Annotated in this window: 19 protein-coding genes and 2 pseudogenes; 9 read left to right on the top strand and 12 right to left on the bottom strand. The window is 75.2% G+C overall.

The window, feature by feature from the left end:
* The first annotated feature begins 1 nt into the window (after nucleotide 1).
* Both cydD and ACHZ99_RS16430 read left to right on the top strand, forming a co-directional pair.
* Nucleotides 2-3,858: pseudogene (cydD, locus tag ACHZ99_RS16435) on the top strand (thiol reductant ABC exporter subunit CydD).
* Nucleotides 3,855-5,525: a GAF domain-containing protein gene (locus ACHZ99_RS16430; protein WP_420305338.1), complete on the top strand. Its 1,671-nt coding sequence runs from the start codon at nucleotides 3,855-3,857 to the stop codon at nucleotides 5,523-5,525. The pseudogene cydD and the gene ACHZ99_RS16430 overlap by 4 nt, the downstream one beginning before the upstream one ends.
* A gap of 37 nt (nucleotides 5,526-5,562) precedes the next feature.
* On the opposite strand, the gene ACHZ99_RS16425 is transcribed toward ACHZ99_RS16430, so the two are convergent.
* The gene (locus ACHZ99_RS16425; RefSeq protein WP_420305337.1) at nucleotides 5,563-6,411 is read right to left on the bottom strand and encodes a Cof-type HAD-IIB family hydrolase; all 849 of its coding nucleotides are present in this window, start codon (nucleotides 6,409-6,411) and stop codon (nucleotides 5,563-5,565) included.
* Nucleotides 6,412-6,584: 173 nt separating this feature from the next.
* Nucleotides 6,585-8,228 carry a penicillin-binding transpeptidase domain-containing protein gene (locus tag ACHZ99_RS16420; protein ID WP_420305336.1) on the bottom strand — a complete coding sequence of 548 codons (1,644 nt, stop codon included), beginning with the start codon at nucleotides 8,226-8,228 and terminating at the stop codon, nucleotides 6,585-6,587.
* Between the two features lie 87 nt (nucleotides 8,229-8,315).
* On the opposite strand from ACHZ99_RS16420, the gene ACHZ99_RS16415 reads away from it, so the two are divergent.
* On the top strand, nucleotides 8,316-9,299 hold the full coding sequence (locus ACHZ99_RS16415) for a LysR substrate-binding domain-containing protein (protein WP_420305335.1): 984 nt from the start codon (nucleotides 8,316-8,318) through the stop codon (nucleotides 9,297-9,299).
* Entirely contained in the window at nucleotides 9,296-10,273 is a 978-nt protein-coding gene (locus tag ACHZ99_RS16410) for a serine hydrolase (protein WP_420305334.1), read from the top strand. Before ACHZ99_RS16415 ends, ACHZ99_RS16410 begins: the two co-directional genes overlap by 4 nt.
* Here ACHZ99_RS16410 and ACHZ99_RS16405 read toward each other — a convergent pair.
* The 7 genes from ACHZ99_RS16405 to ACHZ99_RS16375 all read right to left on the bottom strand — a co-directional run bounded on the left by ACHZ99_RS16405 (nucleotide 10,270) and on the right by ACHZ99_RS16375 (nucleotide 18,116).
* Nucleotides 10,270-11,163, bottom strand: coding sequence for an LLM class flavin-dependent oxidoreductase (locus ACHZ99_RS16405; RefSeq protein ID WP_420305333.1), 894 nt, complete (start codon nucleotides 11,161-11,163; stop codon nucleotides 10,270-10,272). The genes ACHZ99_RS16410 and ACHZ99_RS16405 overlap by 4 nt on opposite strands.
* Before the next feature lie 40 nt (nucleotides 11,164-11,203).
* Nucleotides 11,204-11,695 carry a hypothetical protein gene (locus ACHZ99_RS16400; RefSeq protein WP_420305332.1) on the bottom strand — a complete coding sequence of 164 codons (492 nt, stop codon included), beginning with the start codon at nucleotides 11,693-11,695 and terminating at the stop codon, nucleotides 11,204-11,206.
* A 107-nt stretch (nucleotides 11,696-11,802) separates the two neighbouring features.
* Nucleotides 11,803-12,870 (bottom strand): CobW family GTP-binding protein, encoded by a 1,068-nt coding sequence (locus ACHZ99_RS16395; protein ID WP_420305331.1) that lies wholly within the window; start codon nucleotides 12,868-12,870, stop codon nucleotides 11,803-11,805.
* Between the two features lie 56 nt (nucleotides 12,871-12,926).
* Complete coding sequence (locus ACHZ99_RS16390) at nucleotides 12,927-14,150, bottom strand: hypothetical protein (RefSeq protein ID WP_420305330.1); 1,224 nt, start codon at nucleotides 14,148-14,150, stop codon at nucleotides 12,927-12,929.
* Between the two features lie 55 nt (nucleotides 14,151-14,205).
* On the bottom strand, nucleotides 14,206-15,177 hold the full coding sequence (locus tag ACHZ99_RS16385; protein ID WP_420305667.1) for a MerR family transcriptional regulator: 972 nt from the start codon (nucleotides 15,175-15,177) through the stop codon (nucleotides 14,206-14,208).
* 264 nt (nucleotides 15,178-15,441) lie between these two features.
* The gene (locus ACHZ99_RS16380) at nucleotides 15,442-17,211 is read right to left on the bottom strand and encodes an SDR family oxidoreductase (protein WP_420305329.1); all 1,770 of its coding nucleotides are present in this window, start codon (nucleotides 17,209-17,211) and stop codon (nucleotides 15,442-15,444) included.
* Nucleotides 17,208-18,116, bottom strand: coding sequence for a M24 family metallopeptidase (locus ACHZ99_RS16375; RefSeq protein ID WP_420305328.1), 909 nt, complete (start codon nucleotides 18,114-18,116; stop codon nucleotides 17,208-17,210). The genes ACHZ99_RS16380 and ACHZ99_RS16375 overlap by 4 nt, the downstream gene beginning before the upstream one ends.
* A 293-nt stretch (nucleotides 18,117-18,409) precedes the next feature.
* Between ACHZ99_RS16375 and ACHZ99_RS16370 the strand changes: the two genes are divergently transcribed.
* The 4 genes from ACHZ99_RS16370 to ACHZ99_RS16355 are packed head-to-tail and all read left to right on the top strand — an operon-like array spanning nucleotide 18,410 to nucleotide 22,036.
* On the top strand, nucleotides 18,410-19,474 hold the full coding sequence (locus ACHZ99_RS16370) for an ABC transporter ATP-binding protein (protein WP_420305327.1): 1,065 nt from the start codon (nucleotides 18,410-18,412) through the stop codon (nucleotides 19,472-19,474).
* Nucleotides 19,464-20,387, top strand: a complete 924-nt coding sequence (locus tag ACHZ99_RS16365; RefSeq protein WP_420305326.1) for an ABC transporter permease — start codon at nucleotides 19,464-19,466, stop codon at nucleotides 20,385-20,387. The genes ACHZ99_RS16370 and ACHZ99_RS16365 overlap by 11 nt, the downstream gene beginning before the upstream one ends.
* Complete coding sequence (locus ACHZ99_RS16360) at nucleotides 20,384-21,295, top strand: ABC transporter ATP-binding protein (protein ID WP_420305325.1); 912 nt, start codon at nucleotides 20,384-20,386, stop codon at nucleotides 21,293-21,295. Before ACHZ99_RS16365 ends, ACHZ99_RS16360 begins: the two co-directional genes overlap by 4 nt.
* 21 nt (nucleotides 21,296-21,316) lie before the next feature.
* Complete coding sequence (locus tag ACHZ99_RS16355) at nucleotides 21,317-22,036, top strand: ABC transporter permease subunit (RefSeq protein ID WP_420305666.1); 720 nt, start codon at nucleotides 21,317-21,319, stop codon at nucleotides 22,034-22,036.
* Between the two features lie 142 nt (nucleotides 22,037-22,178).
* Here ACHZ99_RS16355 and ACHZ99_RS16350 read toward each other — a convergent pair whose 3' ends face one another.
* The 3 genes and pseudogenes from ACHZ99_RS16350 to ACHZ99_RS16340 all read right to left on the bottom strand — a co-directional run bounded on the left by ACHZ99_RS16350 (nucleotide 22,179) and on the right by ACHZ99_RS16340 (nucleotide 23,552).
* Nucleotides 22,179-22,697, bottom strand: a complete 519-nt coding sequence (locus tag ACHZ99_RS16350) for a YfbM family protein (RefSeq protein ID WP_420305324.1) — start codon at nucleotides 22,695-22,697, stop codon at nucleotides 22,179-22,181.
* 245 nt (nucleotides 22,698-22,942) lie between these two features.
* A pseudogene (locus ACHZ99_RS16345) lies at nucleotides 22,943-23,044 on the bottom strand (transcriptional regulator); the annotation flags it as partial.
* A gap of 205 nt (nucleotides 23,045-23,249) precedes the next feature.
* Nucleotides 23,250-23,552, bottom strand: coding sequence for a hypothetical protein (locus ACHZ99_RS16340; RefSeq protein ID WP_420305665.1), 303 nt, complete (start codon nucleotides 23,550-23,552; stop codon nucleotides 23,250-23,252).
* 115 nt (nucleotides 23,553-23,667) lie between these two features.
* On the opposite strand from ACHZ99_RS16340, the gene ACHZ99_RS16335 reads away from it, so the two are divergent.
* Nucleotides 23,668-23,991 (top strand): hypothetical protein, encoded by a 324-nt coding sequence (locus ACHZ99_RS16335; protein ID WP_420305323.1) that lies wholly within the window; start codon nucleotides 23,668-23,670, stop codon nucleotides 23,989-23,991.
* Nucleotides 23,992-24,138 lie beyond the last annotated feature (147 nt).

The following is a 24,138-nucleotide window of genomic DNA, read 5'->3' as shown; positions in this document are numbered from 1 at the left end:
CATGAAGCCCGTCGATCCGCGGCTGCTCCGGTACGCCCGCGCCGCCCGGCTGTTCCTGGCCGCCACGGTCGCGCTGGGCGCGGCCGGGGCGGGGCTGGTCATCGCGCAGGCGGTGCTGATGGCGGAGATCGTCGTCGGCGCCTTCGAGGACGGCCTGTCGGCGGCCGGTCTGCGTACGCCGCTGCTGCTGCTGGCGGCGGTGGCGGTGGGGCGGGCCGTGGTCAGCTGGCTGACGGAGCTGGCGGCACACCGGTCGAGCGCGGCGGTCAAGTCGGAGCTGCGGATGCGGCTGCTGACGGAGGCGGTACGGGTCGGGGACGGAGCCGGGAGCACGGGCGGGGCCGTGGGCGAGGGCGAGGTCGCGGGCGGCGCCGCCGCGGGCGCGGACGGGTCCGGCGGGCCGGCCGGTGGGGGCACGGCGGGCGTGGGTGCCCGGGAGGCGAGCGGGGAGGAGGAGTGGCGCACCGGGGAGCTGGCGGCGCTCGCCACCCGCGGCATCGACGCCCTCGACGCCTACTTCGCCCGCTACCTGCCCCAGCTCGGCCTCGCCGTCGTCGTCCCGGCGGCGGTGCTGGCGCGCATCGTCACCGACGACTGGGTCTCCGCGGCGATCATCGCCGGCACGCTGCCGCTGATCCCGGTCTTCATGGTCCTCATCGGCTGGGCCACTCAGACGGCCACCAACCGCCAGTGGCGCACCCTGTCCCGGCTGTCCGCCCACTTCCTCGACGTGGTGTCCGGCCTGCCGACGCTCAAGGTCTTCGGCCGCGCGAAGGCGCAGGCCGACAACATCCGCACCATCACCGCCGACTACCGGCGGGCGACGATGCGCACGCTGCGGATCGCGTTCCTGTCGTCCTTCGCGCTGGAACTGCTGGCGACGATCTCGGTCGCGCTGGTCGCGGTCACGATCGGCATGCGGCTGGTCCACGGCGAACTGGACCTCTACACGGGGCTCGTGGTCCTCATCCTGGCGCCGGAGGCGTACCTGCCGCTGCGCCAGGTCGGCACCCACTACCACGCCGCGGCGGAGGGCCTGGCGGCGGCGGACCGGGTGTTCGCCGTCCTGGAAGCCGGGAAGACCCGGGAGACCCCGCACTCCCGCCCCAGGGTAGGCCGCCCCACTGACAGCTCGGAGGGCTCGGACAGCTCGGAGGGCTCGGAGACCACTGCGGACGCCGCCCACCCACCAGCCCCGCACTCCCACCCCAGGGTAGGCGCCCCCGCTGACAGCCCGGACGGCTCCGGCGCCGCCTGCCCCGACGCCCGCCGCGCCGACCTCGTCCTCGACGGCCTCGTCGTACGGCACGCGGGCCGGACCGCGGACTCCCTCCCGCGTACGGACCTCACCGTCCGCCCCGGCGAGACCGTGGCGCTGACCGGTCCCTCCGGCGCCGGCAAGTCGACGCTGCTCGCCGCCCTCCTCGGCCTCGTACGGCCCGCCGCCGGCCGGGTCCTCATAGGAGGGCGCGACCTCGCCGCCCTCGACCCGGCGACCTGGCACGCGCAGGTCGCCTGGGTGCCGCAGCGGCCCGCGCTGTTCGCCGGCACGATCGCCGACAACGTCCGCCTCCCACGCCCCGGTGCCACCGACGCCGAGGTCACGCGGGCCCTCCGCGACGCCGCCGCCGGCGACCTCGACCCCGCCGCCGAACTCGGCGAGGCGGGCGCCGGCCTCTCCGCCGGCCAGCGGCAGCGGGTCGCCCTCGCACGCGCGTTCCTCGCCGACCGGCCCGTCGTCCTCCTCGACGAGCCCACCGCCGCCCTCGACGGCGACACCGAGGCAGCCGTCACCGCCGCCGTCGCCCGGCTGGCCCGGGGCCGCACCGTGCTGCTCGTGGCGCACCGGCCGGCGCTGCTGGCGGTGGCGGACCGGGTGGTACGGCTGGCGGGAGGCCGTACCGGAACAACCCCGGCCCCGGCCCGCTCCGCGGACCCCGCCCCGGACCTGGCCACGGACCCGGCCCCGGCACCCCCGCGGCCGTCGCCGTACGGGACGAGGGCGCCGCCGGCGGCGACCCGCCCGGCCCCGGCCCGTACGGACCCGGCCGCGGCCCCCGCCGCAGCGTCCTCCACCGCACCACCGCCCGCGGCCGCCTCGCGCTCGCCGCGCTGCTCGGCGCGCTCGCCCTCGCCTGCGCGGTCGGGCTCATGGGCGTCTCCGGGTGGCTCATCTCGCGCGCCTCCCAGCAACCCCCGGTGCTGTATCTCATGGTCGCCGTCACCGCCACCCGCGCCTTCGGCATCGGCCGCGCCGTCTTCCGCTACGCCGAGCGCCTCGTCTCCCACGACGCCGTGCTACGGATCCTCGCCGGCCTCCGCGTCGCGGTGTACACCCGGCTCGAACGCCTCGCCCCCGTCGGCCTCGCCCCGCACCGCCGCGGCGACCTCCTCACCCGGCTCGTCGCCGACACCGACACCCTCCAGGACCGCTACCTGCGCTGGCTGCTGCCCGTCTCCGCCGCCGCCCTCGTCGGCTCCGCGTCCGTGGTGGCCGCCGCCGTCCTGCTGCCCGAGGCCGGCGCCGTGCTCGCCGCCGGGCTGCTGACCGCGGGGGTGGGGGTGCCGCTGCTGGCGGCCGCCACCGCCCGGCGCACCGAGGCGCGGCTCGCGCCGGCGCGGGCGGCGCTCGCCACGCAGGTCGTCGACGTCCTCACCGGTACGGCGGAGCTCGCCGTCGCCGGTGCCCTGCCGCGCCGTCTCGCCGCGCTGCGCGACGCCGACCGCCGGCTGACCCGTATCGCCGCCCGCAGCGCCGCCGCGCTCGCGCTCGGCGCCGGGCTGTCTGCGCTGGTCTGCGGGCTGACGGTGGCGGGGGCGGCGGCGGCCGGGGCGCAGGCCGTGGCCGACGGGCGGCTGCCCGGGGTCTGGCTGGGGACGGTGGTGCTGGGGACGCTCGCGGCGTTCGAGGCGGTGAACGGGATGCCGCTGGCGTTGCAGCAGCGTGCCCGGGTGCGGCGCAGCGCGGCGCGGATCGACGAGATCCTCGCCGCGCCGCCGCCGGTCCGGGAGGGGACGGGGCGGCCGCCGGCCGATCCGTTCCCGGTGGCGCTGACGGGGGTGTCGGCGCGGTATCCGGGGCAGGCCGGGCTTGCGCTGGACGGCGTCGACCTGCGGCTGACGCGGGGGCGGCGGGTCGCGGTGGTGGGTGCGTCGGGGTCGGGGAAGACGACGCTGGCGCACGTGCTGCTGCGGTTTCTGGATCCGGTGGCGGGTACGTACGGGCTGCGGGGAACGGACGCCCTCGGCCACGACCCCGACGCGGTACGCCGCCTCGTCGGCCTCTGCGCCCAGGACGCCCACCTCTTCGACAGCACCCTCCGCGAGAACCTCCGCCTGGCCGCCACCGGCGCCACCGACGCCGAGCTCCGCGCCGCCCTCGCCGGCGCCCGCCTCCTCGACTGGGTCGACACCCTGCCCCGGGGCCTCGACACCCCGGTCGGCGAACACGGCGCCCGGCTCTCCGGCGGCCAGCGCCAGCGCCTCGCGCTGGCCCGCGCGCTGCTCGCCGACTTCCCCGTGCTCGTCCTCGACGAGCCCGCCGAGCACCTCGACCTCCCCACCGCCGACGCCCTGACCGCCGACCTGCTCGCCGCCACCGAGGGCCGGACGACGGTGCTGATCACGCACCGGCTGGCGGGGCTGGCCGCGGTGGACGAGATCGTGGTGCTCCGGCGGGGGCGGGTGGTGCAGCGCGGCTCGTACGCGGAGCTGGCGGAGGCGGAGGGTCCGTTCCGGCGCACGCTGCTGCGGGAGCGGGCGGCGGAGCCGGGTGCCGGCGCGGAGCGGGGGGCATGGCCCGTAGAGAATATTTCCGACTTTCCCGAACGAGAGCCGCTTATTACCCTCAGGACATGACCGCCGCCGACTCCATGGACGCCGCCGCCCGCGCCACCCGCGGGCTCCAGGGCGCCTCCAGTGAGCTGACCGAGCGCGTGACCCAGCTGCTCGCCGCCATGCGCTCCATCGGCACCGGCTTCCAGCTGCACCCCACCCTCGACGTGATCGCGGAGACGGCGGCGGAGCTGGCGGGGGCGCGGTACGCGTCGATCGTGGTGATCGACGAGCAGAGCGGGGACCTGGACGAGTTCGCGTCGTACGGCGTGGACGAGGTGGACCGGGCCCGTATCGACGAGATCCCGGACGCGCCGGGTACGACGCTCACGGTGCCGATCGACGTCGACGGACGGTACTTCGGGGACCTCGTCCTGTCGGAGAAGCGCGGCGGCGGCCGGTTCCAGGACTCCGACCTGCACCTCGTACGGGTCATCGCGACCGAGGCCGGGATCGCGATCGGCAACGCCCGGCTGCACCGGGAGACGCGGCAGCGGGAGCGGTGGATCGACGGGGCGCACGCGGTCACGACCGCACTGCTGTCGGGCGCGGACGCGCGGGGCGCGCTGGGGGTGATCGCGGAGCAGGCGCGGGCGCTCGCGGACGCGATGGCGGGGGTGGTGATGCTGCCGCGGACGCCGGGCGGCGGCAGCCGGGAGCGCGGGGGGCGCGGCGTGCGCGGGGCGCAGTGGCTGGAGGTCTCGGCGGTCGCCGGGGAGGGGGTGGGGGACCTGGTGGGGATGGTGCTGCCGTCGTACAGCCCGACCGTGCGGTCGCTCCTGGCGGGCAAGGAGGTGTTCCTCGACGACGCCGCCGCCGACCCGCGGGTGGTGAGCGAGGTCGCGGAGCGGTTCGGGCCGTGCATGCTGCTGCCGCTGCGGAGCGGGAAGCGTGTGGTCGGCGCGCTGTCGCTGCCGCGGGCGCCGGGCGGGCGGCTGTACACGGAGGCGGAGAAGCAGTCGGCGACGCAGTTCGCGGGGCAGGCGGCGCTGGCGCTGGTGCTGTCGGAGGCGCAGCGGGACCGGGAGCGGCTGGCGGTGTACGAGGACCGCGACCGGATCGCCCGGGACCTGCACGACCTGGTGATCCAGCGGCTGTTCGCGACCGGGATGCAGTTGCAGGGCGCGAAGCGGCTGGAGCGGGCGCCGGAGGTGCGGGAGCGGATCGACGCGGCGGTCGACGCGCTGGAGACGACGATCGAGGAGATCCGCGCCACGATCTACGCGTTGCAGCAGGAGCCCGAGCAGGCGCCGACGGGGCTGCGGGCGCTGGTGCTGCGCGAGGTCGCGACGGCGGCGGCGCCGCTGGGGTTCCAGCCGTCGACGAGCTTCGTGGGCGCGGTGGACGAGCGGGTGGTGGACGAGCGGGTGCTGCGGAACCTGCTGGCGGCGCTGCGCGAGGGGCTGTCGAACGCGTCGCGGCACGCGGGGGCGGGACAGGTGGGGGTGGTGGTCGACGCGACGGCGGAGCTGCCGGACGGGCGGGACGCGGTGCGGCTGACGGTGGCGGACGACGGGCGGGGGCTGGCGCCGGACGGGCGGCGGAGCGGGCTGCGGAACATCGAGCGGCGGGCGGAGGAGCTGGGCGGGCAGGCGTCGTACGGGCCGGGGCTGGGGGACTGCGGCGGGGGGACGTCGCTGTTCTGGGAGGTGCCGCTGGAGCCGGCGGGCGGCGAGCCGGCGGCGGCGTAAGAAGGCAGGGGTACGGGTACGGGGACGGCCCGGCGCGTCACGCTCCGTGCAGCAGCTGCTCGATGACCGCCGCCACCCCGTCCTCCTCGTTGGCCGCCGTGCGGTCCGTCGTCGCCGCCAGGACCTCCGGGTGCGCGTTGGCCATCGCGTACGACGTACCGGCCCAGGTCAGCATCTCGATGTCGTTCGGCATGTCGCCGAAGGCGACGACCTCCGCCGCCGACACCCCGCGCGCCCCGCAGTAGCGCGCCAGCGTGCTCGCCTTGCTCACGCCCCGCCCGCTCACCTCCAGCAGCGCGCTCGGCGTCGACCGCGTGAACTCCCCGTACGCCCCCGCCCCCGCCCGCGCCGCGCCCAGGAACTCGTCCGCCCCGCGGCTCGGGTGGAACGCCAGCAGCTTCAGCAGCGGGTCCCCCGCCCGCTCCGCGTCGTCCGCGAGCAGCTTCTCCACCGGGGCGACCTCCCCCTGCTCCCGGTGCATCGAGTAGCCCTTCTCGCGGCCGAAGCCGCCGGTGTGCTCGACCGCGAACGCCGTCCCCGGCGCCGCGCCGCGCAGGAACGCGACCACCGCGAGGGCGTCGGGGACCGGCAGCGGGCGGACCTCGGACAGCGCACCGCCGCGGTGCAGGTCGACGACCGCGGCGCCGTTGGCGCAGATGGCCATCCCGTGCCCGTGCACGTGCTCGGCGACCGCGTCCATCCAGCGGGCCGGCCGTCCCGTGACGAACACCACGGCCAGCCCCGCCGCCTCCGCGGCGGCGAGCGCGGCGACCGTGCGGGCGGAGACGGTCTTGTCGTCCCGCAGGAGGGTGCCGTCGAGGTCGGTGGCGATGAGCCGGGGGCGGGGGCGGGCGTCGGCGGCGGGCGGGAAGAAGGAGGCGGTCACCCGGCCATCATCGCGTACGCCCGCCGAAGGCCGCCGCACAGGTGTACGGGACGGCGGGCGCGGGAGTACGCGCGCGTGGGAGTGCGGGAGCGCGTGGACCCGGGCGCGGGGAGCGCCGGCGCGGGCGCGAGTACGGGCACGGGCACGGGCCGGGCGCGTACCCGTACGCCCCCTCACCCCACCGCCGCCAGCACCTCCCGCACCACCGGCCCCGCGTCCCCCGACCCGCTCTCCGCGTCCTCCACCACGCACGCCACCGCCACCCCGTCGCGGTACGCCACCAGCCACCCGTTGTTCGGCCCGGTCGCCGTCACCTCCGCCGTCCCGGTCTTCGCCCCCACGTCCCCCGGCAGCCCCGCGAGCACCTGGGCGCTGCCCTCGGTCACCGTGTCCCGCATCAGCGCCCGCAGCTGTTCGACCACCCCGTCCGGCAGCGGCTCGGCCGTGGCCGTCGGCTCCTGCCCCGCCACGATCACCGGCTGCCGGAACGTCCCCGTCGCCGCCGTCGCCGTCACCGACGCCATCACCAGCGGGTTCGCCCGCAGCCGCCCCTGCCCGAAGAGCGCCGCCGCCTTCTCCGTCTCGTCCCGCGGCACCGGCACCTCGCCGTCGAAGGACGGCACGCCGGTCTGCCACACCTCGCCGATGCCGAAGTACCGGCGCGCGAACTCCGTCATCTCCTCGTCGCCGAGGGAGTCGCGCAGCGCGACGAAGGCGGTGTTGCAGGAGTGGATGAAGTCCTCGCGGAAGGTCGCGCCGGGGATCTCGGAGGTCTCCACGTTGTGGAACCGCTTGCCGACCGTCAGGTACCTGGGGCAGTCCACCGTCGTCCCGGGGCTGACCGCACCCTTGTTCAGCAGCGCGGCGGTCGTGACGACCTTCCAGGTGGAGCCGGGGGCGTACGTGCCCTGGAAGGCCCGGTTGAAGCCGGTGGCCGGCGAGTTGGCCGCGGCGAGCACCTCGCCGCTGTCCATGTCCAGCGCGACGAGCCCCGCGTTGCGCCCGTCGGCGTGCCGCGCCAGCGCCTCCTCGGCGGCGCCCTGGAGCTCCGCGTCCACCGTCGTACGCACCGGCCCGTCCCCCGCGCCGCGCCGCGGCCCGAAGCGCGCCTCCGTGCTCCGCACCTCGCCGGTGTGCCGGTCGACGACCTGCACCGCGCCCTGTGGCCGCCCGCCGCCGAGGCCGAGCACGCCGGCCATCGACGGGTGGTCGGCGGCGGACACGGCGGCGCCGTCGCGGTCGACGGCGTCCAGCTCCGCCGACTCCTCCCGTACCAGCCGGAACTTCTCCGTCTCCGTCAGCTTCGGGTGCACCGCCGCCAGCTCCCACCGCACCCGCCAGGCGTCGCCGTCGCCGGCGCGGGCCAGCGGCAGGGTCGCGTCGTACGTCCAGGTGCCGAGGCCGCGCACGGGCATCTTCGCGGTGTACGTCACCTCCGCCCCGTCGTCGCCGTCGGCCCGCGCCTCGCCCGCGGTCAGCTTCGGGTCCTCGATCTCCAGGCCCTCGGTGAAGCTGGCGAGGATCCGCTCGGCCTCGGCCGGGGAGTCCGTCAGCCGGGCCGCCGCGCCCAGCCGTCCCGCGGCCCAGCCGTCGAGGAACCGCTCGGCCGTGCGCCGCGCCCCCGGGTCCGCGGCCCCGCCGCCGTCTTCGCCGCCGTCCGCGCCCCAGGCCCAGTACCCGCCGCCGGCCAGCACCAGCGCCACCGCCGCCAGCACGGGCCCGCGCCGCCGCCTGCGCCGCGCGCGCGGGCGCGGACGCCGATCGCGTACGCCGCCGTAGACGACGCCCTCGCCGTACCCCACCCCATGTCCTGTCATGCCGGACAGCAGATCAGCCGCCACCGCCGCCAGTCCAAGACCAATATGCTCATCAATCCGATAGCCGATTGACTATCCTCACTGTTCATGGACCTTCTCCGGCATCTGCGCTACTTCAGGGCGGTCGCCGAGGAAGGGCACTTCGGCCGCGCCGCGGAGCGGCTGCGCATCGCGCAGCCGTCGCTGTCCCAGCGCATCCGCCGGCTGGAGCGCGAGCTGGGCGTGCGGCTCTTCGACCGCGGCAGCCAGGGCACGGCGCTCACCCCCGCCGGCCGGCTCGTGCTGACGGAGGCCGACCAGGTGCTCGCCGCCGCGGACCGGCTCACCGCGGCCGTGGCCCGGATCGGCAGCGGCGCCGCCGGTACGCTCCGCGCCGCCGTGCCGCCGCACCTGGGGCCGGCGGCCGTCGCCGCGCTCATCACCGGCTACCGCGCGCGGTCCCCGGGCGGCGAGCTGGAGCTGCGCGAGCTGACGACGACCGCGCAGGCGCGCGAGCTGGCCGCCGGCACGCTCGACGCGGGCGTCGTACGGCACCCCTGCCCCGCCCCCGGGCTCGCCTTCGGGCCCGTACTCCACCAGCCGCTCGGCGCGCTCCTCGCCGCCGCCGACCCGCTCGCCCTCGCCACGGCGGACGGCGGGCGGCTCACCGCGGCCGACCTGAGCGGACGCGCGCTCGTCCTCACCCCGCGGGCCGACGACCCCGCGCTGCACGACGAGGTGCTCACCGCCTGCGCCCGGCACGGCTGCACCCCGGCCGCCGTCCACGAGGCGCCCGGCGGCGACTTCACGCGCGCGCTCGTCCTCTCCGGCGCGGCCGGGGAGCGCGGTGGCGCACCCGGCGCCGTCGCCCTGCTGCCGCGTACGGCCCCGGGACCCGGTACGGTGTGGCGCCCGCTGGCCGGCGACCCGATCGGCTGGCGTACGTCCGCGGCGTGGCCGGCCGACGGGCACAACCCGGCCGTCGCCCGCTTCGCGGAGGCCGCGCGCGAGGCGATGCGGGACCACGCGGGCATGCGCCCCGCCCGCGCCGCGGCCGTCCACCCCCGCCCCGCATCGGAGTTCCCGCTGTGACCCCGCCCCCGTCCCAGCCGCCGCCCCGGCCGGCGCCCGGCCCCGAGCAGCCCGGCGAGCAGCCTGGAGAGCGGCCCGCGGAGGACCGGGCGGCCGCGGCCCACCGCGTCCCCAGGTCCCGCATCCGGCGGGCGTTCGCCGACGCCGGAGTCACCGGCCGGCTGCACGCGCGCGACATCGACACCGGCGCCGAGGTCGCCGTGGCCGCCGACACCCCGGTCAGCACGGCCAGCGTGCACAAGGTGTGCCTCCTCGCCACCCTCTACCGCCAGGCCGAACACGGCCGCCTCGACCTCACCACCGCCGTCGACATCCCCGCCGCCGGCCGCACCTCCGGCCCGACCGGGCTCGGCGCCATGCGCGACGCCGCCCGCCTCTCGCTGCGCGACCTGGCCGTGCTCGCGGTCTCCGTCAGCGACAACGCGGCCGCCGACGTGCTGTGGGACACCGTCGGCATCGAGGCCGTCAACCGCACCATGGCCGGGCTCGGGCTGACCCGTACCACCGCCGTGCAGAAGGTACGCGACCTCCACGCCGCACTCGCCGAGGACGCCGGCGACGACGGCGCCGCCGCCCTCCTCGACCCCGCCGGCGTCGCCCGCCTCAGCGCCCTCGACCCGGCCCGTACGAACCGCTCCACCCCGCGCGAACTCACCGCCCTCCTCGCCGCCGTCTGGCGCGACGAGGTGTGCACCGGCGCGTACGCCGCCGAGCTGCGCCGCACGCTGGGCACCCAGACCTGGGGGCACCGGCTGGCCTCCGGCTTCCCCTTCGACGACGTGCGCGTCAGCGGCAAGACCGGCACGCTGCCGACGCTGCGCCACGAGATCGGCGTCGTCGAGTACCCGGACGGCGGCCGGTACGCGGTCGCCGTCTGCACCCGCGCCGCCGCCACCGCCGTCACCCTCCCGGCGGCCGACGCGGTGATCGGCACCACGGCCCGCCTGGCCGTGGACGCGCTCCGTACCGGCTAGGCGCCCAGCTGCGCCGGGGCCTCGGTGGCGATGCGCTCGAAGACGCGCTCGTCGGCGGCGAAGACGGAGTCCGGGATGGGCCAGTGCAGCACGATCTCGGTGAAGCCGAGGGCGGCGTGCCTGCCGGCGAAGTCGACGAAGGCGTCGAGCGACTCCAGCGGCCGGTCCGGGGTGAAGCCGGCGAGCAGCACCTTCTCCATCGCCGCGGTGTCCCGGCCCACCGCGGCCCCGGCCTCGGCGAGGCGGTCGGCCTGGACGCGGAGGGCGGCGAGGGAGTCGGCGGCGGTGCCGGTCGCGGAGGTCTTCGGGTCGCCGGTCGTCACCCAGGCCTGGCCGTACCGCGCGGCCAGCCGCATCCCGCGCGGCCCGGTGGCGGCGACGGCGAACGGCAGCCGCGGCCGCTGCACGCAGCCGGGGATCATCCGCACCTCGTGCGCCGAGTAGTAGGTGCCCGCGTAGGAGGTGGTGTCCTGCGTCAGCAGGGTGTCCAGCAGCGGTACGAACTCCCCGAACCGCTCCGTCCGCTCCCGCACCGGCCACGGCTGCTGCCCGAGCGCCGTCGCGTCGAATCCCGAGCCGCCCGCACCGATGCCCAGCGTCATCCGGCCGCCGGACACGTCGTCCAGCGTGATCAGCTCCTTGGCGAGGGTGACCGGATGCCGGAAGTTCGGCGAGGTCACGAGGGTGCCGAGGCGCAGCCGCTCGGTGGCGGTGGCGGCGGCCGTCAGCGTCGGCAGGGCGCCGAACCAGGGGCCGTCGCGGAACGTGCGCCAGGAGAGGTGGTCGTAGGTGTACGCGGTGGAGAAGCCCAGCTCCTCCGCCCGCTGCCATTGCGCACGGCCGCCGGAGTGCCACCGCCGGATGGGCAGGATGAGGGTGCTCAGTCGCATACGGCGACCCTACGGCCTGCCCCCGCGGGCGGCGGCCCCGTCACCCGGCCCCGGCGCCGCACTCGTAGGCGACCAGATCGTTGACAGCGAGAGAGACCCGCTCGCTGCTCATCGTGTCGACAAGGTCGCGGACCTTCGCCACCGGCGTCAACTTGCTCGCCGACTTGTCGATCGACCTGCGCACCGTGCCGAAGGACCCGGCGATGTCCGGCGGCACGCCGGCCTCCATCCCGTCGCCCATGGTCTCCAGGGCGGCGGCCCGCCGCCTCAGGTCCCCGATGTCCAGCGGCTCGCCCCGGAGCGACCTGGTCACGTCGGCCTGGAAGGCGACGACACTGACCTTGTAGGGATCCAGGTCACGGCAGAAGGCCGAGACGGGGGTGGCGCGCGGCTTCGCGGCCGGGGAACCGGGCGCCGGGGAGCTGGACGAGGCCCGAGCGGATTTCGAGGCTTCGTCGTCCGGCGCGCTCGAACAGCCCGCCACCGCCAGCGCGGCAACCGTCGCGAAGATCCATCCGCGGTACGCAGTCATGGGCGGAGAGTAGCCGCCGGATCCAGGGAGGGGGCCCGAGTGCTCCGCCCGGGAGGCGTTCGCCGGCAACTACCGGGAGACCACGGCTCCGGACTCGGGGGCCGGCGCTACGCAGCGGGGTCCTCGCCGCCGTCCACGTACCGCAGCACCCCCCACATCGCGTCCTCGCCCGCGTCCTGCGGCGAGTGCCCGCGGCAGGCGTCGAGCTCCTCGCGTACGGCGTCCGCGTCGATCCCCGAACCGATCAGCACCAGCCGCGTGGCCCGCTCCTCGCCGCGGCCCCAGGGGGCGGGCCGGAAGCGCAGGAAGCGGCCGACCGCGTGCAGCCCGTACTTCTGCGGGTGGCCGGGGACGCCGAAGTGGACGAAGCCCTTGACGCGGTAGAGGCCGGCGGGGCGGGTGTCGAGGAAGTCCAGGAGCCGGCGGGGGCTGACGGGCCGGTCGGTGGTGAACTCGACGCTCTCGTAGGACGCGTGGAGATGGGCGCGGTGGTCGTCGGCGGTGCCGCCCTCCGGGGCCAGGTCGGCGAAGGAGAGCTGGCGGGCGCGGGGCGCGGCGGCCGGGCCGGGGCCGTCGCCGCCGCTCACCGGGTCGAAGAACAGCTCCGGGGCCACCCGCCCGTACGCCGTCGCCACCACCGGCGTACCGGGGCTCAGCTCCCCGACCGCCTCCCGGACCCGGCGGAGTTCGCCGTCGTCGGTCCGGTCGGTCTTGTTGAGCACGACGAGGTCGGCGACGGCGAGATGGCGGTCGATCTCCGGGTGCCGCTCCCGGGTCGCGGCGAACTCGGCGCCGTCCACCACCTCGACCAGCCCCCCGTACACGATGCGGTCGTTCTCGCTGGCCAGCACCATGCGCACGAGTTCCTGCGGCTCGGCAAGCCCGCTGGCCTCGATGACGATGACGTCGATCCGGCCGGTGCCGGCGAGCCGGTCGAGGTAGGTGTCCAGCTCGGCGGTGTCCACGGCGCAGCACAGGCAGCCGTTGCCGAGGGAGACCATCGAGTCGACCTGGCCGGCGACGGCCATGGCGTCGACCTCGATGCTGCCGAAGTCGTTGACGACGGCGCCGATCCGGGTCCGCGAGCGCCCGTGCAGCAGCCCGTTGAGGAGGGTGGTCTTGCCGGAGCCCAGAAACCCCGCGAGTACGACGACGGGAATCCGTCCGCTGCCCACCGGCCACCCTCCACACCGTCCGTTTCCGCCGGCGTCCAGCGTAGAGGGCGGGACCGTCAGGCGTCGTAGCGCTCGATCCGCGCCTGGGCGGGCGGGAACGGGGCCGTCGCGGTGGTGCCCGCCGACCAGAACCCGGCCGTGCCGGGTATGGGGGCGAGCGCGGACATCAGGGGGGTGACGCCCTCCGCCGCGGCCGGGCCGCGCTCGCTCCGCCAGCGCTCGCCGTCCCAGCGGAGGTAGTGGGCGCTGGTGCCGTCCCAGAAGTCCCAGCCGGCGATGAGGGCGGGGCGCCCGGCGGCGTCGGCGGCGATGGCGCCGAGCGACCCGACGGTGAAGGGAGCCTCGACGTCGGTCCACGCCGCGCCGTCGTAGTGGCGCAGGACGACGGACGGGGGCTTGCCGGGCGGGCCGCCGGCGCCGTAGTCGTGGCCGGTGAGCCAGATGTCGTCCGGGGCGGTGGGGAGCAGGTCGGTGACGGACAGGCGCAGGCCGAAGAGCCCGGGCAGGACGTCCCAGGAGCGGTCGTCGTAGCGGGCGACGACGAGGCCGCCGGAGACCCACGTGTCACCGGCGCCGTCGACGTGGACGTTCCACAGGCTAGGGGCGCTGTCGTCGGCCGTCGGCAGCGCGGGGGACCAGCTCCAGCGGGTGCCGGCGGCGTTTTCGGAGCGCAGGACGCGGGAGCCGTCCCCGCGGGTTCCGGTGATGCGGAGGGTGCCGTCGGGGGCGACGGCGACGGCCCACAGCTCGACGCCGGACTGGCCGACCCCGGGGAAGTCGTGCTCACGCCAGGTGGAGCCGTCCCAGGCGAGGAGGTGGTCGCCGCCCGCGCGGTCGTAGCCGACGGCCCAGGCGGCGACCGCGCCGTCGGCGTCGCCGGTGCCGAGCGGGGTGGCGGCGACGCTGCGGATGCTGCCGGCGAACGCGAGGTGCGAGACGTCCGTGGCCCGCCAGGCGGAGCCGTCCCAGGTACGGGCCAGGGGCCGCCCCGAGATGGAGCCGTCGCGCGCCTCCTCGCCCACGGCCCAGGCGAGGTCGGGCCCGGCGGCGGCGACGGCGCTGAGCAGGGCGGCGGGTTCACCGGCCGGTACGGGCACCTCCCGCCACCCGGCACCGCGGGCCCGCACGGCCCCGCCGGGTACGGCGGCTCCGGCGGATCCGGCGGTGGGCACGGCGGCGGGAGCGGGGGCGGCGGCGGAACCGTTGCCGGCCGCGGTGAGACCGAGCCCGGTGGCGGCGGTCGTGACCGTTAACCCTCGGACAAAGCTGCGTCTGCGCATGGGTGTTCTCCTCCCGGTTGCGGCTGGGCCAGCGTGACCCGCGGGTAACGAAGGGTCAAGAGACCGCGGCTCCCCCCGCGACGTCCCGCTCCGCGCCGCGGCCCTCCGCCAGGGAGTCCATGCGGCGCTTGTGGACCTCCCGTTCCGCCGCCGAGGCGACGAACTCCGCGGTCGCCGCCGGGCCCACCAGCTCGCGGACCGCCGCCACCGTGGCCGCCGGCAGGCCCACCGGCACCGTCGCCGGTGCGGCGGCGGCAGCGGCCGCCGGCGCGGGCGGGCCGGAGAGGTGCTCGTCGAGCTGGCGCGTGGCCAGGGTGCGCATCGCCCGGGCCAGCTCCACGTCCATCGTCTGCTGCGCCAGCGGGCGCAGCCGGCGCACGAGCCCCGCGGCCTCGGTCGCCTCCGCCTCCGACGGGGGGTGGTCGAGATAGCGCTGGAAGACGTGCTCGGCGGTGAAGTCGAGCAGGCCCGCGGCTATCTCCTCCACCCGCAGCCGCAGCTCGCGCAGCTGGCCGGTGATCGCGGCGAACGGCACCCCCGCGGCGTGCAGTTCGGCGGCGACCGTGAGCTGCTGCGGGCTGGGCACGAGGAACACCTCCGGGTCCCCCGGCACCCGCTCCAGCACCCCCAGCTCGACGGCCTCCTCGACGGCTGCCTCGTCCGCCGCCCCGCCGAACAGCTCCGCCAGCTCCGCCCGGGTCAGCCGCCCGGACTCCTCGTCGCTCCACGGCCCCTGCACCTCGGCGACCAGGCCCAGCACCCCGCCCAGCCCGCGTCCCGCGTCCCACGCCTCCAGCAGCTCCTTGATCGACGCCAGGGTGTAGCCGCGGTCGAGGAGCCCGGCTATCTGGCCCAGCCGGGCGAGGTGTTCGTCGCCGTAGACGTTCGTCCGGCCGCGCCGCTCGGGCCGCGGCAGCAGCCCGCGGTCGGCGTACGCGCGGATGCTCCGCACGGTCGTGCCGCTGGCGTGCGCCAGATCCTCGATCCGGTACTCGCCGTCCGGCCGCCGCTCCGGTCGGCCGGACAGTGCCGGGCGTGGCGTTCTCGCGTCGTGCTCCGCGTCGGGGAGGGGGGTTTCGGTGCTCACGGTGGGGCTCCTGGAAGGCGGGGTGGTTCCGGTCGCGTACGGAGGGGGCGGCGGGCCCGTAGGCCCCGGGGGGAACGAGGGACGGGGGACGAGGGCCGGGGGCCGGGGGATGGGGGACAGGGCGAGCGGGGAAGGGACCGGCTGCCGGCTGCCGACTGCCGACTGCCGACTGCCGGCTGCCGGCTGCCGGCTGCCGGCTGCCGGCTAAAGCTTCGGCTCCACCCTGGCTATCGCCCGCAGCGCGCGCGGCGCGAACCTGGCCAGCAGCCGCGACCCCCGCGCCTCCGGCGTGACCGGCACCACCGCCTGGTTGCGCACGACCGCCCGCAGCACCGCGTCGGCGACCTTCTCCGCCGGGTAGTCGCGCTGCCCGTACCGGCGGTGGGCGCTCTTCTGCCGTCGCTTCTCCTCCTCGTCCGAGACCCCGGTGAACCTGGTGGTGGCGGCGATGCCGGTGTGCACGAAGCCGGGGCAGACGGCCGAGACCCGTATGCCCCGTCCGGCCAGCTCCGCGCGCAGGCACTCGGAGAGCATCAGCACCGCGGCCTTCGACGTCGAGTACGCCGGGAGGACCCGGGACGGCGCGTACGCGGCGGCCGAGGCGGTGTTGACGATGTGCCCGCCCTGGCCGCGCTCGGCCATCTGTCTGCCGAAGAGCCGGCAGCCGTGGATGACACCCCACAGGTTGACGTCCAGCACGCGGCGCCAGTCCGCCACCGAGGTGTCGAGGAACGGGCCCGACACCCCGATCCCGGCGTTGTTCACCAGCACGTCCACCACCCCGTACGACGCGGCCACCCGCTTCGCGAACTCTTCCATCGCCCCCTCGTCCGCGACGTCCACCGTCTCCGCCCACGCCTCCGGCGCGCCGATCATCCGGCACAGCTCGGCGGTCGTGGCCGCGCCCTCGGCGTCGATGTCCGCCGCCACCACCCGCGCCCCGGCCTCCGCGAAGGCGAAGGCCGTCGCCCGGCCGATGCCGCTGCCCGCGCCGGTGATCAGCACCAGCCGCCCGCCGAACCGGTCGGCGTACGGTCCGTCCGGCACGATCTCGGCCGTCGGCCCGCCGTCCTCGTGCGCCCGCACGAACTCGCCGATCCACTCGGCGAGCTGGTCGGGCCGGGTGCGCGGGGCCCAGTGCCGGGCGTCGATGGTGCGCCGGAGCAGCCGCGGCACCCAGCGGTCGAGGTCGTCGTAGAGGCTCGGGGAGAGGAAGAAGTCGCCGGCGGGGGTGATGAGCTGCACCGGCGCGTGCGCGTAGGCGTCGGTGCGGGGTCGGCGCAGCCGGGCCCGGACGTTGTCGCGGTAGAGCCAGGCGCCGTGCGCCGCGTCGTCGCCCAGCGAGGACGTCGGATAGCCGTCGTGGGGAACCTTCTCCAGCCGCCGCAGGATCGCCGGCCAGCGCGCGCCGAGCGGGCCGCGCCAGGCCAGCTCGGGCAGCACGGGGGTGTGCAGCAGGTACACGTACCAGGACTTGGCGGTCTGGCCGAGCAGCTGGCCCGCCCGCCGCGGCGTGGGGCGGCGCAGCCGGGCGTTGATCCAGTGCCCGAAGTGGTCGAGGGACGGGCCGGAGAGGGAGGTGAACGACGCGATGCGGCCCTCGGTGCGCGGGACCGTGGTGAACTCCCAGCCCTGCACCGAGCCCCAGTCGTGCCCCACGACGTGCACCGGGCGGTCCGGGCTGACGGCGTCGGCGACGGCGAGGAAGTCGTCCGTGAGCTTCTCCAGCGTGAACCCGCCCTTCAGCGGCTTCGGCGCGGTGGAGCGGCCGTGGCCCCGGACGTCGTACAGCACGACGTGGAACCGCTCGGCGAGCCGGGACGCGGCCTTGGACCACACCTCCTTGCTGTCCGGATAGCCGTGCAGCAGCACGACCGTCGGCTGTCCGGCGTCCCCCAGCTCCGCCACGCACAGCTCGACCCCGCCCGTGCTGACCCACCGCTCCCGCACGGCGGCGCCGCCCGTCCCGCTCATGCCACCCACCCCTTCTCCGACGTCTCCTTCTCCGGCGTCCGGTTCTCCGGCGTCCGGTTCTCCGGCGTCTCCTTGCCCGGCGTCTCCGGCTCCCGGTCCGCGTCGGCCTCCGCCCACCGCCGCACATGCGGCAGGTCGTCGTCCAGCCAGAAGGCGCTCTCCTGCGCGTCCCGCGAGTCGGTGACGACCAGCAGCTCCTCGAACTTCGCCCCCGTGCCCCGGAAGCCCAGGTGCGGCTCGACCGCCCACAGGCCCGGCCGCGGCGGGTGGTCCGAGAACCGGTACGGGCTCCAGAGCGGCGACCAGCCCTCGCGGTGCCCGCGCAGGGCGTCCTTGGCCAGCCCCTTGAGGCTCTGCGTGCCGAACCCGAACACGTGCGGCGCGAAGCGCCGCTCCCGCACCTGGTCGACCTTGTGCGCGATGACGCCGAACGGATACGCGCGGTGCCGGTTGTGATAGCCCTGGCGGACCATCAGCCGCTCCACGTCCTCGTAGATCTCCCGCAGCGGGCGGCGCTCGCGGACCTCGCGCAGGATCAGCTCGCGGTGCACCCGCAGGTCGCGCGTCAGCCGGTCGTGCACGGGGTTGGGCCCGAGGCAGCCGGAATAGCCCACGTCGGCCGTATATCCGCCGGACACCGGCGCGAGGTCGAGGATGAACGGCATGCCCGGCGCCAGCTCCCGGTTGGTCGGGAAGAACTGGAGCGGCACCCGGAAGCCGGCGAACGCCGTCCGGTCGCCGAACCAGGCGAACGGCAGGTGGAACCAGTCCCGCACGCCGCGCCCGCGCAGCCACTCCCGCTGCATCCGCGCCGCCTCCCGCTCCGTCACCCCCGGCCGGAGCTGCGCCGCCACCGCCTCCGCGCACTCGTACGCCAGGCGCTGCACGCTTCTGAATCCCTGCAACCCCGGCAACCGCCGCAACCCCTGCGCCCCCTGCGGCCCCGCCGGGGACCCGCTGCGTGTCATGAGTCCGCCCCTCCCGCTTCCGGTCCTGCTCCCGCCCCACAAAGCTGACACCAATGACTGTGACATCGCCCCCTGGCTCCGTCAATGCCCGCCGTCGCCCTGTGGATACCCTCGGTAACCTCAGGGTTCCGGGCCCTCTCCCCCTACGGGTCCGTCACTCCCCGGTCGTACCCGCCAACCATCGCCAGGGCTGACGCCCGCCCCGCCCCGCACCACTACCGTCGTGCAGCGTGACAGTCATCGCCACCGAGAATCTGAGCAAACGGTTCCCCCGGGTCACCGCGCTCGACGGGCTCACCCTCGACATCGGCTCCGGGGTCACGGGCCTCGTCGGCGCCAACGGCGCCGGCAAGTCCACGCTGATCAAGATCCTGCTCGGGCTGTCGCCCGCCTCCGAGGGCTCCGCGGCCGTGCTCGGCCTCGACGTGGCCGCCGGCAGCGCCACCGCCGCCACCATCCGCGAGCGCGTCGGCTACATGCCCGAACACGACTGCCTGCCGCCCGACGTCTCCGCCACGGAGTTCGTCGTCCACATGGCGCGCATGTCCGGCCTGCCCGCCACCGCCGCCCGCGAGCGCACCGCCGACACCCTGCGCCACGTCGGCCTGTACGAGGAGCGCTACCGCCCCATCGGCGGCTACTCGACCGGCATGAAGCAGCGCGTCAAGCTCGCCCAGGCCCTCGTGCACGACCCCCAGCTGGTCTTCCTCGACGAGCCGACCAACGGCCTCGACCCCGTCGGCCGCGACGACATGCTCGGCCTCATCCGCCGCGTCCACACCGACTTCGGCATCTCCGTCCTCGTCACCTCGCACCTCCTCGGCGAGCTGGAGCGCACCTGCGACCACGTCGTCGTCATCGACGGCGGCCGGCTGCTGCGCTCCAGCTCCACCAGCGACTTCACGCAAACCACCGCCACCCTCGCGGTCGAGGTGACCGACACGGACGCCCACCCCGACGGCACCGCCACCCTGCGCAAGGCGCTCGCCGGCGCGGGCGTCGGGGCCACCGCGGACGGACGGCTGCTGTACGTCGACGCCGCGGACGAGGGCACGTACGACGTCGTACGGGACGCGGTGGCCGGGCTCGGGCTCGGGCTGGTGCGCATGGAGCAGCGCCGGCACCGCATCGCGGAGATCTTCGCCGACGACGACGCCGACCCGGCGAGCGCGCCCCACGGCACCGCCGCCACCGAGCCCCCCGGCGACACCGCCCCCGACACCGCGACCGAGCCCGCGACCGAGCCCGCGACCGAGCCCGCGACCGACACCGCAGGAAGTCCTCATGCCCACTGACGCGCCCGCGCCCGGCACCGGCGCACCCCCGGCGGCCACCGACGTCATCCACGACATCGGCTACCGCCACTACGACGGCCCCCGCCTCGGCCGCGGCTACGCCCGCCGCTCCCTGTTCACCCAGTCCCTGCGCGCCGCCTACGGCCTCGGCCGCTCCGCCAAGTCCAAGGTGCCGCCCGCGCTCCTCTTCGGCATCATGGCGCTGGTCGCGCTCATCGTCGTCGCGGTCGCCATCGGTACGAACATGGACGAACTCCCGCTGGAGTACACCGACTACGCGATCTTCCTCCAGCCCGTCATCTTCCTCTTCATCGCCGCCCAGGCCCCCGTGGCCGTCTCCCGCGACCTGCGGTTCCGGACCGTCCCGCTGTACTTCTCGCGCCCCATCGAGCGCGTCGACTACGTCGCCGCCAAGTACGGGGCGATGGCCTCCGCGCTCTTCATCCTCACCGCCACCCCCCTGGTGGTCCTCTACATCGGCGCGCTCCTCGGGAAGTTCGACTTCACCGACCAGACCAAGGGCTTCGCCCAGGCGCTCGTCTCCGTCGCCCTGCTGTCGCTGCTCTTCGCCGGCATCGGGCTGGCCATCGCCGCCCTCACCCCGCGCCGCGGCTTCGGCGTCGCCGCCGTCATCGCCGCGTTCACCGTGCCGTTCGGCGCCGTGAGCGCGCTGCAGGGCATCGCCTGGGAGCAGGACAACCTCGACGCGATCGGCTGGTTCGCGCTCTTCTCCCCCATCGGCCTCGTCGACAACGTCCAGTCGACGTTCCTCGGCGCCACCCCCGCCACCGCCGCCCCCGAACCCGTCGACCCGTCCACCGCGGCCGGGACGGCCGCGCTGCTGCTCGCGCTCGCCGTCACCGCCGGCTGCTACCTGCTCCTGCTGCGCCGCTACCGAAAGGCCGGGCTGTGACCACCATCCGGATCGACAGCGTCTCCCGCTGGTTCGGCAACGTCGTCGCCGTCAACGACGTCACCATGGCCATCGGCCCGGGCGTCACCGGCCTCCTCGGCCCCAACGGCGCCGGCAAGTCGACCCTCATCAACATGATGGCCGGCTTCCTCGCCCCCTCCACCGGCGCGGTCACCCTCGACGGCGTCCGCATCTGGCGCAACGAACAGGTCTACAAGCACATCGGTCTCGTCCCCGAGCGGGAGGCGATGTACGACTTCCTCACCGGCCGCGAGTTCGTCCTCGCCAACGCCGAGCTGCACGGCCTCGGCGCCGACGCCGCCCGGAAGGCGCTGGCCACGGTCGAGATGGAGTACGCGCAGAACCGCCGCATCGGCACGTACAGCAAGGGCATGCGGCAGCGCGTGAAGATGGCCTCCGCGCTCGTCCACGAGCCCGACGTGCTGCTCCTCGACGAGCCGTTCAACGGCATGGACCCGCGCCAGCGCATGCACCTCATGGATCTCCTCAGGAGAATGGGCGCCGCCGGCCGTACCGTGCTGTTCTCCTCGCACATCCTGGAGGAGGTCGAGCAGCTCGCCGCGCACATCGAGGTGATCGTCGCCGGCCGGCACGCCGCCTCCGGCGACTTCCGCAAGATCCGCCGGCTGATGACCGACCGCCCGCACCACTACGCCGTACGCTCCAGCGACGACCGCGCGCTCGCCTCCGCGCTCATCGCCGACCCGTCCACCGCCGGCCTCGAACTCGACCAGCGCGACGGCATACTGCACGTCCAGGCCGTCGACTTCGCCCGCTTCACCGAACTGCTGCCGCGCGTCGCCAGGGACCACGGCATCCGCCTCTACGAGGTCTCGCCGTCCGACGAGTCCCTGGAATCCGTCTTCTCGTACCTGGTCGCGGCCTGAGAAGGAGCGAAGAACGCGATGCTGTACCACCCCACCGTCGCCCGGCTCACCTGGCGGGCCGTACTCGGCCGCCGCCGGGCGCTCATCCTGCTCCTGCTGCCCGCGCTGCTCGTCGTCATCGCGATCGTTGTACGCGCCCTCGTCGGCGCCGACGACGAGGTCACCGCCGGCGTGCTCGGCGGCTTCGCGCTGGCGACGATGGTGCCGCTGATCGGCGTCATCGCCGGCACCGGCGCCATCGGCCCGGAGATCGACGACAGTTCGATCGTCTACCTCCTCGCGAAGCCCGTGCCGCGACCGACGATCATCCTCACCAAGCTGACCGTCGCCATCGGCATCACCGCCGCCTTCTCGGCGGTCCCCACGCTGGTCGCCGGGTTCATCCTCGGCGGCAACGGCAGCCGCCTGGCGGTCGCGTACGCGCTGGCGGCGGCGGTCGCGTCCGTGGCGTACGCGGCGTTCTTCCTGATGCTCGGCACGGTCTCGCGGCACGCGGTGGTCTTCGGACTGGTCTACGCGCTGGTGTGGGAGGCCCTGCTCGGCAGCCTCGTCGAGGGCGTGCAGACGCTGAGCATCCAGCAGTGGGCGCTGGCGGTGGGCGAGAAGATCGGCCAGGGCGGCCACCTGGTGTCGGACGTGGCGCTGCCGGTGGCGACGGTGCTGCTGGCGGTGGTCACGGCGGGCGCGACGTGGTTCGCGGCCCAGCGGCTGCGGTCCCTGACGCTGGCGGGCGAGGAGTAACGGGCGGCGGCGGCGCCGGTCGCGCGGCGGCACGAGGCGGCCGGCGCCGTCAGCCGGAGGCGTCGCCGCCGCACGGCGGTCCCGTCCCGTCCCCCGAGGCAGGTGTCCCGCCCGGCCGGCCCGGCAATCCGGCCCCTGGCCCCTAGCCCAGCCACACCAGCAGGGCGTCACCCTCGCGTGCCGCCGACTGGAAGAACGACACGAGAGCCCCGTAGCGGCCTTGTACGAAGTCGAACCATTCGCCGTCCTCCCCCGCGCTCCACGGATAGACCTCCGCTCGTACCAGGTCCGCCGGGGTCACGCCGCGCACCAGCCGGCCGAAGTCGGTCGCCGCGAGTTCCCGTGCGGCTGTCCGCACCTGCTCGACCGTCAGATAGCGCGGTGGCCCGTACCCCCAGTCCTCGGCCCCGGGTATGGGCTCCTCGCCGTGGACGACGTTCACCGGGAAGTCGACGCGGCGGAGCAGGTAGCCGAGGGTGTCCCAGGCCTTGTCCGTGTCCAGAAAGCGCGCCGCGCCCAAGCCGTCGGGCTCCGCCTCGCTCCCGGCTTCGTCCTCGGCCTCCATGAGGTCGAAGACCAAGCTCTCTCCCCAGTCGGGGTCGCGGACGACCCGATCGAGCTCGGCCGGCGTGACCCGCGCGTACTCTCCGATCATGCTCATAGCCGGATCGTAGGGGCGGGCTCTGACAACAGCCGCCGATCAGCCCTGCGCGCCCGCTACCGGTGCGTGGTGAGGACGGCGGCGCTCAGGTCCGCGTCGCGCCGGCCGGCGCCGGTCGGGTAGGCCCCGGTGCACCGGGACGTGAAGCCGCACAACGCCATCCTGGCGCCGGGGCGGAACGCACATGCCGGCGAACCGGTCCCGGGCGGGGGAAAAGCGCCGGGTGACCGGGGCGAGAACCGGAACCGGGCCAGGTTCAGCAGGTGGGCGCGCTCGGCGTCATCGAGCTGGAGCGCGCGGGCGACGGCTTCCAGGACGGACGGGGAGACCCCGGCGAGGTTGCCCCGGCCAGAGCCACCACGACGAGTGGACGATCAGGCGGGAGTTCGCCCCACTGCGCTGTCCTCGAATGCGGGCCTGCGGCCCTGGAGGATCTCGCGGCTCATGTCATAGGGCATCGCGCTGACCAGCGGGTTCTCGGGCTGTCTCACGCCGTGTCCGCCTGCGCCTGTCTCAGGACGGGTGGCATTTCCTCATGGCCCGGGTCAGAAGTCACGACGGCCGGGCTGTGATCTCCCGACGGGCGGCGCCCCAGATCTCCTCGAACTGGTCGAAGGCCAGCTCCTCGGGGTCGTGGCCTTCCCATTCCGAGACGGGCAGTTCAGCTGTGATCCCGAACCTGTTGTCGTACTCATCGAGGCGGCCTGCATCCTGAGCCTGCTGCCATTCACTGAGGGAGGCCGCTGCGATCGGGGTCAGTGCAGGGCCCTGGAGCTCGATCTGCCGGGTCACCCAACCCTCGGCGTCGACCTCGAAGTAGAACCAGATGTCCTCCTCGTCCCAGTGGCAGCGCATCCATGTCGTCACCAGGCCATGATGGCGGAGTCTTCGGTCTGCTCACCGGGTCGATGTCAGAGCCGTGCTGGAGGATCACGCCATGCTGATGGCAACTGATGAGGCGGGCCGCGTGGTGAAGAGGCCCTCGAAGCCGGCGATAGGCAGGATGCTGGCCAACCTCCAGCACGGAAACGCGCATCTGATCCTGGAACGCGCGGAGGAGGACATGAGGGGCAGTTGGTATGTCCAGGTGCTGCTTCGTGACGACAACACGTACCAACTCGAATTCCGGGACGGCGTCGCGGCCGAGCACTATCAGACGAGGACCATCTCCCAGGAGAAGGTCCTGGTCGCCATGCTCGGCTGGGCGGCCGGCCAGGCGGACTGGAAGGACGGCTTCATGTGGAACAACATCGGCTGGCAGTTCAAGGCCGATGACGCTCACCATCAGGGCTGACACGACCTGGTGCCTGCGGCTGCCCACCCTCGCGAGCAGATGCCTGAGCTTGGAACCAAGTAGCCCGAGAGAGTGAACGCGCCGACCTACTTGTCTCACGTCCGCTTCATGAGTGCAGTCGATATGCAGTCAGACGTGAGCCTGTGC

Source organism: Streptomyces sp. MAR4 CNX-425 (genome assembly GCF_048656465.1).
GTDB lineage: Bacteria > Actinomycetota > Actinomycetes > Streptomycetales > Streptomycetaceae > Streptomyces.
This window is presented reverse-complemented; position numbering and strand designations above follow the sequence as displayed.

What these genes read in the sequence shown, in the direction of transcription:
- ACHZ99_RS16430 (WP_420305338.1), top strand. Translation starts at nt 3,855, where the DNA reads ATGACCGCCGCCGACTCCATGGACGCCGCCGCCCGCGCCACCCGCGGG.
- ACHZ99_RS16420 (WP_420305336.1), bottom strand. Translation starts at nt 8,228, where the DNA reads ATGACAGGACATGGGGTGGGGTACGGCGAGGGCGTCGTCTACGGCGGC.
- ACHZ99_RS16415 (WP_420305335.1), top strand. Translation starts at nt 8,316, where the DNA reads ATGGACCTTCTCCGGCATCTGCGCTACTTCAGGGCGGTCGCCGAGGAA.
- ACHZ99_RS16405 (WP_420305333.1), bottom strand. Translation starts at nt 11,163, where the DNA reads ATGCGACTGAGCACCCTCATCCTGCCCATCCGGCGGTGGCACTCCGGC.
- ACHZ99_RS16400 (WP_420305332.1), bottom strand. Translation starts at nt 11,695, where the DNA reads ATGACTGCGTACCGCGGATGGATCTTCGCGACGGTTGCCGCGCTGGCG.
- ACHZ99_RS16390 (WP_420305330.1), bottom strand. Translation starts at nt 14,150, where the DNA reads ATGCGCAGACGCAGCTTTGTCCGAGGGTTAACGGTCACGACCGCCGCC.
- ACHZ99_RS16380 (WP_420305329.1), bottom strand. Translation starts at nt 17,211, where the DNA reads ATGAGCGGGACGGGCGGCGCCGCCGTGCGGGAGCGGTGGGTCAGCACG.
- ACHZ99_RS16365 (WP_420305326.1), top strand. Translation starts at nt 19,464, where the DNA reads ATGCCCACTGACGCGCCCGCGCCCGGCACCGGCGCACCCCCGGCGGCC.
- ACHZ99_RS16350 (WP_420305324.1), bottom strand. Translation starts at nt 22,697, where the DNA reads ATGAGCATGATCGGAGAGTACGCGCGGGTCACGCCGGCCGAGCTCGAT.
- ACHZ99_RS16340 (WP_420305665.1), bottom strand. Translation starts at nt 23,552, where the DNA reads ATGCGCTGCCACTGGGACGAGGAGGACATCTGGTTCTACTTCGAGGTC.